At 47.8% G+C, this 13,597-nt stretch carries 15 protein-coding genes; 6 read left to right on the top strand and 9 right to left on the bottom strand.

Going from position 1 to position 13,597, the window contains the following annotated elements; translation table 11 throughout:
• Nucleotide 1: 1 nt before the first annotated feature.
• From MHH91_RS17445 to MHH91_RS17470, 6 genes are all read right to left on the bottom strand, one after another.
• Nucleotides 2-1,138 carry a glycosyltransferase family 1 protein gene (locus MHH91_RS17445; protein ID WP_013353689.1) on the bottom strand — a complete coding sequence of 379 codons (1,137 nt, stop codon included), beginning with the start codon at nt 1,136-1,138 and terminating at the stop codon, nt 2-4.
• Entirely contained in the window at nt 1,131-1,973 is an 843-nt protein-coding gene (locus MHH91_RS17450) for a glycosyltransferase family 2 protein (protein ID WP_013353690.1), read from the bottom strand. Before MHH91_RS17450 ends, MHH91_RS17445 begins: the two co-directional genes overlap by 8 nt.
• A complete protein-coding gene (locus MHH91_RS17455; RefSeq protein WP_014471061.1) occupies nt 1,970-3,109 on the bottom strand; it encodes a glycosyltransferase family 4 protein in 1,140 nt (379 codons plus the stop codon). Before MHH91_RS17455 ends, MHH91_RS17450 begins: the two co-directional genes overlap by 4 nt.
• A 15-nt stretch (nt 3,110-3,124) precedes the next feature.
• Nucleotides 3,125-4,942, bottom strand: coding sequence for a polysaccharide biosynthesis protein (locus MHH91_RS17460; protein ID WP_014472284.1), 1,818 nt, complete (start codon nt 4,940-4,942; stop codon nt 3,125-3,127).
• Between the two features lie 222 nt (nt 4,943-5,164).
• Nucleotides 5,165-5,845 carry a CpsD/CapB family tyrosine-protein kinase gene (locus MHH91_RS17465; RefSeq protein ID WP_003151543.1) on the bottom strand — a complete coding sequence of 227 codons (681 nt, stop codon included), beginning with the start codon at nt 5,843-5,845 and terminating at the stop codon, nt 5,165-5,167.
• A 5-nt stretch (nt 5,846-5,850) separates the two neighbouring features.
• Complete coding sequence (locus MHH91_RS17470) at nt 5,851-6,558, bottom strand: YveK family protein (RefSeq protein WP_013353694.1); 708 nt, start codon at nt 6,556-6,558, stop codon at nt 5,851-5,853.
• A gap of 245 nt (nt 6,559-6,803) precedes the next feature.
• On the opposite strand from MHH91_RS17470, the gene slrR reads away from it, so the two are divergent.
• The 3 genes from slrR to MHH91_RS17485 all read left to right on the top strand — a co-directional run bounded on the left by slrR (nt 6,804) and on the right by MHH91_RS17485 (nt 9,160).
• Nucleotides 6,804-7,259: an HTH-type transcriptional regulator SlrR gene (gene slrR / locus MHH91_RS17475; RefSeq protein WP_007407395.1), complete on the top strand. Its 456-nt coding sequence runs from the start codon at nt 6,804-6,806 to the stop codon at nt 7,257-7,259.
• 80 nt (nt 7,260-7,339) lie between these two features.
• Nucleotides 7,340-8,788: a carboxylesterase/lipase family protein gene (locus MHH91_RS17480; RefSeq protein WP_013353695.1), complete on the top strand. Its 1,449-nt coding sequence runs from the start codon at nt 7,340-7,342 to the stop codon at nt 8,786-8,788.
• Between the two features lie 171 nt (nt 8,789-8,959).
• Nucleotides 8,960-9,160 (top strand): hypothetical protein, encoded by a 201-nt coding sequence (locus tag MHH91_RS17485; protein WP_013353696.1) that lies wholly within the window; start codon nt 8,960-8,962, stop codon nt 9,158-9,160.
• A 30-nt stretch (nt 9,161-9,190) separates the two neighbouring features.
• On the opposite strand, the gene MHH91_RS17490 is transcribed toward MHH91_RS17485, so the two are convergent.
• Nucleotides 9,191-9,721 carry a dihydrofolate reductase family protein gene (locus MHH91_RS17490; RefSeq protein ID WP_013353697.1) on the bottom strand — a complete coding sequence of 177 codons (531 nt, stop codon included), beginning with the start codon at nt 9,719-9,721 and terminating at the stop codon, nt 9,191-9,193.
• Between the two features lie 105 nt (nt 9,722-9,826).
• Here MHH91_RS17490 and MHH91_RS17495 point away from each other — a divergent pair, with 105 nt between their 5' ends.
• Nucleotides 9,827-10,969, top strand: coding sequence for an FAD-dependent oxidoreductase (locus MHH91_RS17495; protein ID WP_013353698.1), 1,143 nt, complete (start codon nt 9,827-9,829; stop codon nt 10,967-10,969).
• A gap of 126 nt (nt 10,970-11,095) precedes the next feature.
• Nucleotides 11,096-11,749 carry an MBL fold metallo-hydrolase gene (locus MHH91_RS17500; RefSeq protein WP_232469710.1) on the top strand — a complete coding sequence of 218 codons (654 nt, stop codon included), beginning with the start codon at nt 11,096-11,098 and terminating at the stop codon, nt 11,747-11,749.
• A gap of 18 nt (nt 11,750-11,767) precedes the next feature.
• On the opposite strand, the gene MHH91_RS17505 is transcribed toward MHH91_RS17500, so the two are convergent.
• The gene (locus tag MHH91_RS17505; protein WP_013353700.1) at nt 11,768-12,397 is read right to left on the bottom strand and encodes a YczE/YyaS/YitT family protein; all 630 of its coding nucleotides are present in this window, start codon (nt 12,395-12,397) and stop codon (nt 11,768-11,770) included.
• A 120-nt stretch (nt 12,398-12,517) separates the two neighbouring features.
• On the opposite strand from MHH91_RS17505, the gene MHH91_RS17510 reads away from it, so the two are divergent.
• Entirely contained in the window at nt 12,518-13,036 is a 519-nt protein-coding gene (locus tag MHH91_RS17510; protein ID WP_014471064.1) for a GNAT family N-acetyltransferase, read from the top strand.
• Nucleotides 13,037-13,092: 56 nt separating this feature from the next.
• Here MHH91_RS17510 and MHH91_RS17515 read toward each other — a convergent pair whose 3' ends face one another.
• Nucleotides 13,093-13,581, bottom strand: a complete 489-nt coding sequence (locus MHH91_RS17515; protein WP_013353702.1) for a phenolic acid decarboxylase — start codon at nt 13,579-13,581, stop codon at nt 13,093-13,095.
• Between the last annotated feature and the right edge of the window lie 16 nt (nt 13,582-13,597).

Consider the following 13,597-nt stretch of genomic DNA (forward strand, 5'->3'; position numbering starts at 1 on the left):
GTTACTGTTCCTTTTCACAATTCATATTGTAAAGCTTCATAATCGCCCCCGCATTTTCTCCCGCATCATATCCCAGCCGTCCGAGGGTTTCTTTAATGCGGGCCTTGTCAGGCACCGGCGTCTCCGCTGCCCGTAAAATCGCGGATGCCCATTGTTCGGGCGGCTCTTTGAGGCTGAGCCTGCTGACCAGTCCGAGCCCGGCATCGGCTTCTTCTGTTATGCCGTCTGATATCACGCACGGCACCCCGGAAGCCTGCGCTTCAACGAGCGTGACAGGCAGCCCCTCATATAGAGACGGCATGACAAATACATCCAGCGTTTTCAGCAGATCATGAACGCGCTCCTCTACGCCGATAAAACGCACATCATCATCAAGCCCCAGCTTCTCCGCCAGTTTTTCCATATCGGTGCGAAGCGGACCGTCTCCGGCGAGAATCAGCTGAAAGCCGATGCCCCGCTCTTTCATATCAGCGGCCAGCCGGAGCAGAAATTGGTGGTTTTTCTCCTCTGTAAAGCGGCCGATATGTCCGATTGCCAAACGGCCGCCGGCAATGCCCCGCTTCCTTTTTTCCGATTCTGTGTCCGCACGCCCGCCGGCAAATAAATCGAGATCAATGCCGTTCGGCAAAAGATGCACATCTTTTTCTTTACCGAATAAGAAACGTCCCGCCTCTTCCCCGCAGGCGCACAGCGCGGTGGCGTTTGCCGTGATCATCCGTCTGAATACAAATAGCTGCATCCCGGCAAGCCGCGACGACCGCCCCCGCCACGACGTGCTGTGAGAATGGCAGATCCTCACCGGGACACCGGCTAAACGCGCAGCCAGCGCGATAAATCCCGATTGAAAATCGGTATGGGCGTGCACGGCGGCAAACGGGCCTTTTTCCTGAATCACCCGTTTGACCTGTTTCACAAATGTTATCGGATTTGTGCTGCCGATGCTCGGCACATAAAAAAGCCGTCCGCCGAGAGTAAGAATTTCCTCATCATAAGCGCACGGATCGTTCCTATGGGTTAAAAAATCAAACTGCACCTTCGTTCTGTCCATCTTCCGGTACAAATTCATCATCATCGTTTCTGCGCCGCCTCTGTTCATCCCGCTGAAGATGTGCAGCACCCGCACAGGTGTGTCAGTCATGTTCGGCAAGCCCTTCTTTTTGGCGGATGTCCCTGTTTTTATGATAACGGTTCATGACCGCAGGCGGCGTAATGGCGCGGATGAGCGGCTTTGCGATATACACGTAATGGGAAAACGGCAGCTTCAGCCGTCTGCACGCCTGAAAAACGAGCACAGCATTATCAATGGAATACGTGAACGACCTCCGTTTAAACGCATCGCTGTCCTCTCTCACTTTATACAGCGTTTCTTGGAGATTGTACCCTCTGAAGCCCTCTTCAAAAAAGCGCAGCCACAAATCGATATCCTCCATCCGCCGCGTCCGCCTGACTGACCGGTAGCCGCCGAGCGCTTTGTACGCTTCGGCCCGCATCATAATGGTGCCGTGGCAGAACGGTGTGCCTTTCGCCATGATTTCCGGTTTCGGCACCGGCGGCAAAAGCCGGGCGCCCCTCACGCCGAATTCGTCAAATACGAGCATACCCGTGCCTACGACTTGATAGTGGGCGTGCTTGTTTAAGAAAGCGGCCTGTTTTTCCAGTCTCCTAGGGGCGGAGATATCGTCTCCGTCCTGTCTGGCGATATAATCCCCCGACGCGTATGTCAGACAGCGGTTCAAAGAAGCGGCAAGCCGTTGATTTGTCCTATTTTGAATCAGCGTAATCCGGTCGCTGTAATGATCCGCGTAACGGCGCGCAATCTGATACGTTCCGTCAGTTGACGCGTCATCACACATAATCAGCTCCCAATTCTTATAAGATTGGCTCAGGATGGATTCAATACTCTCCGCCAATGTCTGTTCGCAATTATAAATTCCCATGATGACGGAAATTTTCGGTTGTGCTCCTGCATTCATACGCTTTTCTCCTTTTTATCCATATAACCGGCGTAAATATGCGCCATTTCCTTTACCGTGCGTGTTTCTGAAAAGCATTCCGCCGTACGGCGCCCTTTTTGCCCCATTGCTTTTCGCAGGCCGGGGGAGCGGTACAGCTTTCCAATCCGATCGGCAAACGCCGCGCTGTCTCCGGCCGGCACGAGAAAACCGTTCACGCCGTCTTCGATGATCTCACGGTGCCCCCTGTTATCTGCGGCAACGGCGGGCTTTTCGGCAGCCATTCCCTCAAGGACATTCATGCCGAGCCCTTCCCGGATACTTGAGGCGACAGACAGATCAGCAAGCTGAATGAGTTCATGAATGTCCCGGCAAAAACCGTAAAACCGCACAATATCGGATACACCGAGTGATTCAGCCTTTTTTCTGTACGACTCTTCCATCGCGCCTTCTCCCGCAAATACAAGCTTCAGCTCAGGGATGCTGTTCTTCAGCAATGCCGCAGCCTCAATGAGGATACCCTGGTTTTTATTGCTGTTTAATTCAGCTGGATAAACGAGGATAAATTCTCCGGCGGTGAAGCCGTGTTTTTCTCTCAGACGTTCACTCTCTGCCCGGCTTACAGGCCGAAACCTGTCCGTATCAACGCCGATGCCGTGTATTTTTTTCGCGTCGCAATCGGTTTTTTTCATTTGCTTGGCCCGTTCGTAATCCTCTTCATTAATGGTAATCAGGCAATCCGTATAAGAAGAAAGAAATTTTTCGATCGGGTAATAAAGAAGCCAATTTTTCAGAGGCGCTCCCTCACAGAAGTGAAAACCATGCGCGGTGTAGAGCACCTTTGTCCCTTTTTGGCGTGCTTGTCTCGCGGCAAGGCGGGCGAGCACGCCGCCGACCGGCGTATGGCAGTGAATCATGTCATAGCCGTTATCCTGAATGAGCCGTTTCAGCCGTCTGTAAACAGAAAGGTTTTCGGGATGAAACGGTGAGCGCCGGATCGGAACGGAAAACTTTTCATTCACGAACGGCAGATTCATATCACCGCCTGCCGCGACGTGCACCTCCCAGCCCATATCCTGAAACCATTGAAAATACGGAAGATGAAAGGCTTTAAAATGATAATCGACAGTGGCGCAGAATAATACTTTTTTCGTCATCTTTCTGACCTCCCATCACACGCCCGCGGCCGCTTCTTCATGTACTGATTCGATTGCCTCAAACAGCCGTTTTCTCAGCTCTTCCTCAGGCAGACGGCTGAATTCTTCCATAAAGCGGATAAGCACGGCCCAATCCCCGTCTACCGCTTTTCCGATATGGATTTTCGGAAAAATCTGTTCCGTATGTACTTCATTATGATTCAGCAGTTCTTCATACATCTTTTCTCCCGGCCGGATGCCGGAGAATTCAATAGGAATCTGTTCTGTCGTATAGCCTGATAAATGAATCAGGTTTTTTGCCAGATCGACGATTTTGACGGGTTCTCCCATATCCAGAACGAAAATCTGCCGCCCTTTTGCAAGCGCCCCCGCCTGAATGACGAGTCTTGACGCTTCGGGGATCGTCATAAAATATCTTGTCATCGCCGGATGCGTGACGGTGACGGGTCCGCCTTTTGCAATCTGCTTTTTGAAAATCGGAATGACGCTGCCCCGGCTTCCGAGCACATTTCCGAAACGGACGGCGGCGAATTTGGTGCGGCTGATTTTTCCGAGGTTCATGATGACCATTTCCGCAAACCGCTTCGTCGCCCCCATAACATTGGCCGGATTGACCGCTTTATCAGAAGAAATCAGCACGAACGTTTCCGTTCCGCACATATCGGCGGCCTCGGCGACATTTTTTGTGCCGAGGATGTTGTTTTTGACAGCTTCCTCCGGGTTATGTTCCATTAACGGCACATGTTTATGGGCAGCCGCATGATAGACGACGTGCGGCTCGTATTTTTTCATCAAGGTAAAGATTTTATCTCTATCCTGAATATCGGCGATCTCCGCGTGAAAAAGCACCTCTTTCCCAAAGCGTGCTGACAGTTCGCCATGCACGGAATAAATGCTGTTTTCCCCGTGGCCGAGAAGGACGATTTCACGCGGACGAAACGAGCTGATCTGGCGGCAGATCTCAGAACCGATAGAGCCGCCGGCACCCGTGACCAGAATCGTTTTTCCCTTTATGCTGTCAGAAATTTTGCTCGTATCCAGAGTGACCGGTTTTCTGCCGAGCAAATCTTCGGCGTTTACATCTCTGATGTGTCCGGCAGCCTGCGTTCCGAGCAGGATCTCATCAAATTGCGGCATGATTTTAATATGGGCGCCCGTCTGCACACATTCTTTGTATAAAGTCTGAAGCTCATGGGTTCGCAGAGACGGAATGGCGATGATGATATGGTGAATTCTCAGCCTCTGCACCGCCGGCAAAATGCTTTCTTTTCCGCCGATGACGGGCAGCCCCATAATCTCGAGCTTATGCTTCGTCTGGTCATCATCAATAAAAGCCACAGGCATGATTCCGAGATCGTTTTTCTGCGTAAGCTGACGGGCGAGCAGCGTCCCCCCCGCGCCAGCGCCGATAATCAGCGCCCGTGAAGAGTCATTTTGCTTCTTGCCGATCGTTTCTTTCAGCACGCGCGAAATCATCCGGCTGCCTCCGATAAACAATAGCTGAACCATCCAGCTGACGGCTAAAAGCCGGAACAAAATCGTGTGGAACACCCCATATTGAACGGCGGCCGTCACCGCTGCGGACAGAGTGATCCCCTTCAGCAGGGCAAGCAGCTCCCCTATTCCCGTATACGTCCATACCTGCTTATACTGGTGAAACATAAAAGCGCATACATGGTGGCTGATCAGCATGCTCACCGCGGTCAGCAGGAGCGCTCCGGAGTCATAAAAGTGATAAGAATCCTCAAAAAATTGATATCCTATAACAACGGAAAGTAAAACGAGATACGTATCCAATGCAAAAATCATTGAAAGTCTTCTCCGGTAAGTCAATCTTTCCCCTCCTCATTTATCGGTTTAGCTGATACGGTTTTCGCAAAAAAACAGGCATAACAGCTAAGCCGATAAAAACGCGGCATTTTAAGATAAATTGGGCATTTAACCCGTCCTCACACCCCGCCACCGACGACCAGCATCTAAGGCAGCGAAAATCGCTGCCCACAGCAGAGCCGAGTGCCTCCGTTGATAAAGGTAAGGAGACATCACCTTCACCGCTCAATACGAGTAGTGTTCTGTTTTTTTGATTTTCTTTTTATTCAAAAGCGCGCCCAAAAGCTTCGCCTTCGACTGCTGAAGCGCGTCTTTCGCCTTTTGGACGGTATCCATTTTTGTTTTTCCGCTCAAAACGACGAGAACGCTTCCATCCGTCTGGTTCGCTAAAATCTGTCCGTCCGCCACCGCCAAAAGCGGAGGTGAATCGAAAATGACCAGACTGTATCGGCTGTACATCTCCTGAATCAGCTCTCCCATCGCTTTAGAGGACAAAAGCTCAGCCGGATTCGGCGGCGTCGGACCGCTCGTTAAGACATAAAGATTATCTATCAGTGTTTTTTGCACCGTTTCGCCGAGGGAAGCGTTTCCGACTAACACATTCGTAAGGCCTTGTACATTTTCAAGCTGATAGGTCTCATGTATCGTCGGTTTTCGTAAATCCGCATCGACGAGCAGCACCTTTTTTTCCTGCTGCGCAAATACCGCGGCAAGGTTGGCGGCGCTGAATGATTTTCCTTCTCCCGGAACGGAAGAAGTGACGAGAATAGAGCGCAAATGGGTCTGTACAGAGGAAAACTCAATATTTGTCCGAATGGTGCGGTATTGTTCAGCTACCAATGATTTGTGGTGTAAAACGGATATTTGAGCCAATCCCCGTCTTGACTTCTTTTTTCTGAATCCCAAATGCCTCACTCCCCGAAATGTTTTTCATCAGACCGTGTCTTCTGATTTTTGATATCATACACAACCCCTAAAACAGGCAAGTCTGTTTTTTCGCTGAGCTGCCGCTCGCTTTTAACGGTTTCATCAAGAAAGTGGAGAAAAAACGCAAGCGTCACACCGGCCATAAGGGCCGCACCGAATGCCATCATGATATTCCGGATGCGCGAAGGCTTGACCATCGGGCTTTCCGATGCTTTTGCCTCAGACAAAACGATGACGCCTTTTATATTCATCCTGTCGCGGACTTCTTTTTTAAATGTTTTCATCAGCGTGTTCGCTATTGCGGCGGCCTGTTTCGGATTCTCATCCTGCACCGCTGCGGTGATGATTTCTGAATCGGTTTCGCTGCTTGTCGTGATCTTTGCTTTCAAAGCGGATGCCGTCTCGGAAAGATGGAGCTTCCGCTTCACTTTCTCAATCACAACCGGGCTTTTCATTATCGTTTGAAACGTGTTGTTGTAATGGAGATTCAGCTGGATGTCGCTGAGATTTGATTTTTTTTCACCGCTTGTTTCATGAATGAGCACCTGGGTTGACGCCTGATAAACGGGCGAAATCACTCGAAATTGGATGTATCCCGTCACCAGCGTCACTACTGCTGTCATGATAAAAATCAGTAAAAATCTGCGCTTAATAATATCAAATAATTCTTTAAAACTCATATTCTCATTCATGTAATATACAGCCTCATCCTTGATGCATCAGGCTTAAACGCCCCCTTCTGTTAATGATTGGATTATAAAAGAAAAGCTCGAAATTTGAAAATTTCAAATTAAGCCATTTAGTTCTTTTTAGAGAACGTTATCATGATTTTCCTCTTATTTACTGCACTTACCTTATAATTTTAAATTTTATAAAGAACAAAAAATTTCTTATAATGAACAAAAAAATGCCAGTATACAGGGGAGAATTCAGCATAATGATTGGAAGAATAATACGTTTATACCGCAGAAGAAAAGGCTACTCAATTAATCAGCTAGCAGTCGAAGCAGGTGTCTCTAAATCTTATTTAAGCAAGATAGAACGGGGGGTTCATTCAAATCCGTCTATTCAATTTCTAAAAAAAGTGTCCGCCACCCTGCAGGTCGATCTGACGGAGCTTTTTGATGCCGAGACGATGCTGCATCACATGGGAGACACGGAAGATGAGTGGCGCATCCATCTTGTGCAGGCCGTGCAGTCAGGCATGCCGAAAGAAGAACTGTTCACCTTTACGAACAAACTGACTGAAAAACGGCCGGAGCCCGCACCCTACCGCAACAGAAAACTGACTGAATCCAATATTGAGGAGTGGAAAGCGCTGATGCAGGAAGCGAAAGAACTCGGCTTGTCCGTTCAGGAAGTCAGATCATTTTTAGAACGGAAGCGTTACTAATCATATGCTGATGAAAGGGCTTTTATTTCCATCTTGTCATCATCTCCGTTTATAATGAAATGAAAAAGGGGGATGAAATAATGACAGAACTTACTGTTCAAACCCGCTGCGGCGCATTGAAGGGAACTGCCGGTCACGGTGTCCGCACATGGAAGAGCATACCGTATGCAAAGCCGCCCGTGGGAGAGCTGAGATTTAAAGCGCCGGAGCCGCCCGTACCTTGGGACGGCGTAAAAAATGCCGACTCGTTCGGGCCGGTTTGCCCGCAGCCGGCTGATTTGCTGTCGATGTCATTTTCCGGAGATGTACCGCCTCAATCTGAAGATTGCCTTTACCTCAATGTGTTCGCTCCCGATTCAGAGGGCGGGAAACGGCCTGTCATGGTATGGATTCATGGCGGCGCATTTTTCCTAGGTGCCGGAAGCGAACCGACTTACGACGCATCTGCTCTTGCCGCTGACGGAGATGTCATTGTGGTGACACTTAATTACAGACTCGGGCCGTTCGGTTTTTTACATTTGTTTTCTATTGATGACACATATCCCGGCAATATCGGCATGCTCGATCAGATCGCCGCGCTGCGCTGGGTGAAGGACAATATCTCCGCATTCGGAGGAGACCCTGATAATGTCACGGTATTCGGTGAATCGGCTGGCGGCATGAGCATCGCCTCACTTATGGCCATGCCTGACGCAAAAGGCCTGTTTCATAAAGCCATACTGGAAAGCGGCGCCTCTCAGACGATGACGGCGGACGTGGCAAAAGAGATCACAACAGCATTTATTCAAGAAGCCGGCACTGATCAATTGCAGGAGCTTTCCGTTAATGACATTCTCAAGACTGCGGATAAGTTGCGGAATACAATAGATCAAAGCATTTTTCATCTTTTGTTTCAGCCCGCCATCGATCCGGCCACATTGCCTGCGGAACCGGCCAAAGCCATAGCAGACGGGGCCGCGGAAGGCATACCAATGATCATTGGAACCAATCGTGATGAAGCATATTTGTTTTTCACCCCTGATACAGACATTCATTCCGAGAAAAAACAGCAAGAATATTTGCTTTATCATCTCGGAGAGAACAGCGCCAAGCTAGCGGCAGATTTATATCCGCATTCTTTAACAGGACAAATTGATATGATGACGGATCTGAAATTCTGGCGGCCTGCCGTTGCCTTTGCACAAGAACAATCGCAATACGCGCCCGTCTGGATGTACCGCTTTGATTGGCATGGCGAAACACCGCCGTTTCATAAAGCGGTTCACGCTCTGGAATTGCCGTTTGTGTTCGGAAACTTTGATTCTTTGAAAAAGACGCTGAAGGAACCGCTCAGCGAAGATGTAAAACAGCTCTCCAAGCTGATTCAATCCGCATGGATCGCTTTTGCAAAAACCGGAAAACCGGACACTGATCAGCTCCATTGGCCTCAGTATGAAACAGGTTCGCGTGAGACCATCATTTTCAACACATCCGTCTCGACGGAAAGCGATCCCGATTCAGCCAAACGCCGCATTCTGTTTCAAGCATAAAAAAACCCCCAAGGGATCGGTTCCCTTGGGGTTTCGTTTTCATCCCACTTCAGACATCAGTCAGCTTCAACCTGGTCATTCGGTTTCGCAGAATACCCATTTCCATATTAATCCTTATATGTTATATTCTATTACAACTAATAATCTAACCATTCATAAAGGAGTTTTTATATGGAGAAATCAAATATTATCGGCACAGCTGCCGTTATTATCGGAGCGCTTATGCTCTTAGTTTCTTATCTCTTCCTGCGCGGCACTGATTTCTATGCCGTGAGGTGGATAGGGGCTGTGATCATGGTTGCAGGATTTTCATGCGGGCCGGCCCACACAATTTCAAAAAATAAAAACAAACATGAAAAAGAAACCCGGTAACCTTACTGGGTTTCTTTCATATATTTCATTCTATCTCACTTCATAACGCAATTCCGCAAATTGCTTGTAGCGCCGGACATCCGTAAGCTTCAATGCGGTCTCCGTCTCTCCCGGTCTGAATAACGGAATACCCCGGCCAAGCAGAACGGGAGCGACCTGAATGATAAACTCATCGACAAGCTCCTCTTTCAATATCGGCTGCAGCAGATCGCCCCCGCCGACAATCCAAATCCGCTTGCCATCTTGGCGTTTCAACGCTTGTATAAAATCGGCAGGTTCTTCATGAATAAACCGCACATCTTCAGTACGCCCGGTCAATGTCCGTGAAAACACATAGCATTCTTTCCCCTTATATGGAAATTCATCAGGGAATAAAACCAATATTTCCTCATATGTTTTTCTGCCCATGATGATCGTATCGACAGATTCATAGAAGTCTGCATAATCGGTGTCTTCTTCACCTTCAGTTCCGATCAGCCAATCCAAAGAATGATTTTCCCGCGCAAGATAGCCATCTGCGCTGACAGCTCCGTAAAAAACGAGCTTTCTTTGACCGCTCATGAAAACCCCTCCCCTTTTTACAAGTTCATATTGAGTTCATACAAACCTATTATACTGCAAGAAGCCGGATAAACCGGCAGTTAAAAAATTGAGGTGAGTATAAATATGAACAGCCAAGAAAAACGAATTGCGATTATCGGTGCAGGGCCCGGCGGTCTGACACTGGCGCGCATTCTGCAGCAGGGAGGGCTCGCCCCGGTCATTTATGAGCAGGAGACATCACCGGCTGAGCGGCAGCAGGGCGGAACGCTTGATTTAGATGAACAAACCGGACAAAAAGCGCTGCAGGCGGCCGGCCTTCTCGGCTCCTTCCGGTCGATCTGCCGTTATGAAGGGCAGGCGCTGAAAATCACAGATAAAAAAGGAACCGTTTTTGCTGAGACAGAACCTGAAAAACTGACGGATCATGGGCGGCCTGAAATTGACCGAACCGAACTTCGCAGACTGCTGCTGCAATCGCTGAAAACGGACACGATCAAATGGGGACATAAGCTTTCTCATGCCGTTCCGCTTGAGAAAGGAGGTCATAAGCTCGAATTTGAAAACGGACATACAGACGTCTTTGATCTTATCATTGCGGCGGACGGCGCCTTTTCCCGGGTTCGTCCCCTTCTCAGCGATGCGCCTGTTGAATACTCCGGAATCAGCATGATTGAGCTTCATATTATGAATGCGGCGGCTGACTTCCCTGACCTCGCCGGTTTTCACGGCACGGGAAGCATGTATGCCCTTGATGACCGGAAAGCGATTATGGCCCAGCTCAATGGAGACGGCACAGTCCGGGTCTATTTATGCTTTGCCGCCGGCAGGTATTGGATAGATGAAAACGACATAGATTATGATCAGCCCGAGGAAGCGAAGCAGAAACTTCTGGAGCTTTTTGAGGACTGGAGCGACGACCTGAAACATTACATCCAATACGCAGGAGAAACCATTCTGCCGCGAAGACTGTACAGCCTGCCCGTGCAGCATAAGTGGGAGCACAAACAAGGTGTCACGCTGATCGGTGATGCCGCCCATCTCATGACGCCGTTTGCCGGGGCGGGAGCCAATCTGACTATGCTGGATGCGGCGGAACTCGGGCTTTCTATCTTACACAATGCTGATACAGACAAAGCGGTAAAACAATATGAAGAAAAAATGTTTGCTTATGCGGAAGAAACGGCAGCTGAGACCGGCTCACACATGAAAACATTCTTCTCAGAGAGCGCCGCACAGAAGATAGGCGCCATGATGAATGCATTTTAAATCTGATATATGAACTGGAGGTGCGCTGAAAGTAAAGCTTTCGGCAAACAAATGACAGAAAAAGCGAAATGTATCCCTATTCATTTACACATCCCGATCCCGGCAATGCCGGATGGACAATTCACGATGACACCGACACTGTTTCATACAGACAATGATTTGATTCTCGTTGACACGGGAATGCCCGGTATGGTGAAAAACATCGTAATGCAGCTGGAAGCTGCGGGATTTTCACCCGGGGAATTAAACGGCATCTTGCTCACCCACCAGGACATTGATCATATCGGAAGCGCCGCACAGCTGAAAACGAAATTTCCGGACATTGAAATTTATGCCCATGACGCTGATAAACCTTATATACAGGGAGAACTTCCCCTCCTTAAAACACTTCCGAATTCCCTCGCTGCGCAAATGTCTTCCGACGGCAAGCAGACGTCCGGACTGACCGTCACTCATACCGTTACAGACGGAGATCAACTGGCCGGCGGGCTGACCGTGATCCATACACCCGGGCATACACCGGGGCATATCAGCCTGTATCATTCGGCCTCGAAAACGCTTATCGCCGGAGACGCCCTGATCGTCAGAGGCGGGGAGCTTCAAGGGCCGAATCCGCCTCAAACTCCTGACATGGAAGAAGCCTATCGGTCCGTCGCAAAACTGGCATCCTATGATATCGAAAAGGTCATCTGCTATCACGGCGGACTATACGATAGAGACGTTAACCGCAAAATCGCACAGATTGCCGCAGCAGGGCCTCCTCTTAAAAATAAGGAATAACAGCAAAAAACCCGGCCGTCACCGGGTTTTAGTTTCTTCCTGCTTTTGAGATACTGTTAAGATGCTGTCTATCCATCTTCCGGTAATCGGCATAAAGAAATGAAGGATCATTCCTCCTAAACAAACGGTGAAAAACGTTCCAACGCCTACCGGTCCTTTTAAGATCAATGCCAATATGAAAAATACGAAGTAAATGACCGTTCTTGAAAAAAAGATGCTTCTTCCGGTTAATTCGCGGATAATTAACGTTAACCGGTCAACCGGGATCGGTGCGAAATTTGTGTGCAGATAAGTCGCGGTGCCTATCCCTATCACAACCAAACCGATTGCAAAACACCCCGCTTTTCCGTACCATAGTTCAGGCGTGATGATTCGATGCAGGAAAAAAAGCCACAAATCAATCCCGATTCCCGTGATAAACGCGGTAATCATTCCTGAAAATTCCGGTCTTTGTCTTTTTAACATTGAATTACAGCAAATTAACAGGAAAGCTATAATGACTTCCCAGCTTCCCACGGTAAGGCCTGCATTTACAGATAGTCCCACGATAAGCGCATCAAAAGGCGATGTTCCAAGATCTGATTGAATAGTGACAGAAATACCAAAGGTCAATATGATGATTCCCAAAACATAAAAAACGTATTTCACTTGATCAGCCTCATTTTATAATTTTATGTTGCAAATACAATAAAATTACGTTATGTTTACTATACGGTATTTTCATTGCAAATACAACATAAATCAACTGAAGAAAGGAGATGTATGAAGATGAGTATCAAAATAAAAAAGTGCAGCCTTAACGATATAACAGCACTCCGAGAGATAAGCATTGAAACATTCAATGATACATTTAAAGATCAAAATTCACCTGAAAATATGAAAGCTTATTTGGAAACTGCATTTCGCTCTGAACAGCTGAAAACGGAATTATCCAATCCCTCTTCGAAATTCTATTTTGTTTATTATGACGATGACCTTGCCGGATATGTAAAAGTCAACATGAACGAAGCTCAATCAGAAAAAATGAGTGAAGATTCTCTAGAAATTGAGAGAATTTATATAAGAAAGAACTATCAGAAACACGGACTTGGAAAATTTCTGCTGAATCATGCTGTAAAAATCGCAACTGAACACAATAAAAAGAACATCTGGCTGGGCGTATGGGAAAAAAACGAAAATGCAATCGCCTTTTATCAAAAAATGGGGTTTATTCACACCGGAGAACACTCTTTTTATATGGGGAATGATAAACAAATCGACTTTATCATGACGAAAAACCTGTCGTAAAAGCCGCCGGATTGACTCATACAAAAAAACCCGGCCAAGCTGCCGGGTTTTTTCTATTATTTTAATTTTCCCGCGCGAATATCATCAGTCATTCCTTCGTACGGCGCTTCTGAAATCAATGCTTCGTTATTGATTCCCGCATTGTTGAGATACGTAATATCCGCAAACTCGGGAACGACATATTTCGGGTACGTGTCATATTTCTCACGTGACTCTTTCATCACATCAATGTAATCATTTTGGTAGCACACCGTGATTTCCGGATGCTCATGAACCCATTTCGGGAAGAAAATAATCCCGTGCATCCGTTTTTCATTCGGCATAAAGTTTAATGAAACGTCTGTGCCTGTCGGTTCAGTCCATGACACTTTATATACGCCTTCTGTCAGCTTTACGATATTCACTTCTTGGTCGCGCACCCAGCGGCCGCCTACCATTCCGCTATGAATCCGATAGTCGATCGTATGATCATTTTTAATATAAATTTCATACTCCCAGCCGTTTTCATACGTGTAAATCATATGGCTTCCGATAAAGTTTTCCATGCTAACTCACTCTCCA

The sequence above is a fragment of the Bacillus sp. FSL K6-2819 genome (assembly GCF_038008305.1).
Lineage (GTDB): Bacteria > Bacillota > Bacilli > Bacillales > Bacillaceae > Bacillus > Bacillus amyloliquefaciens.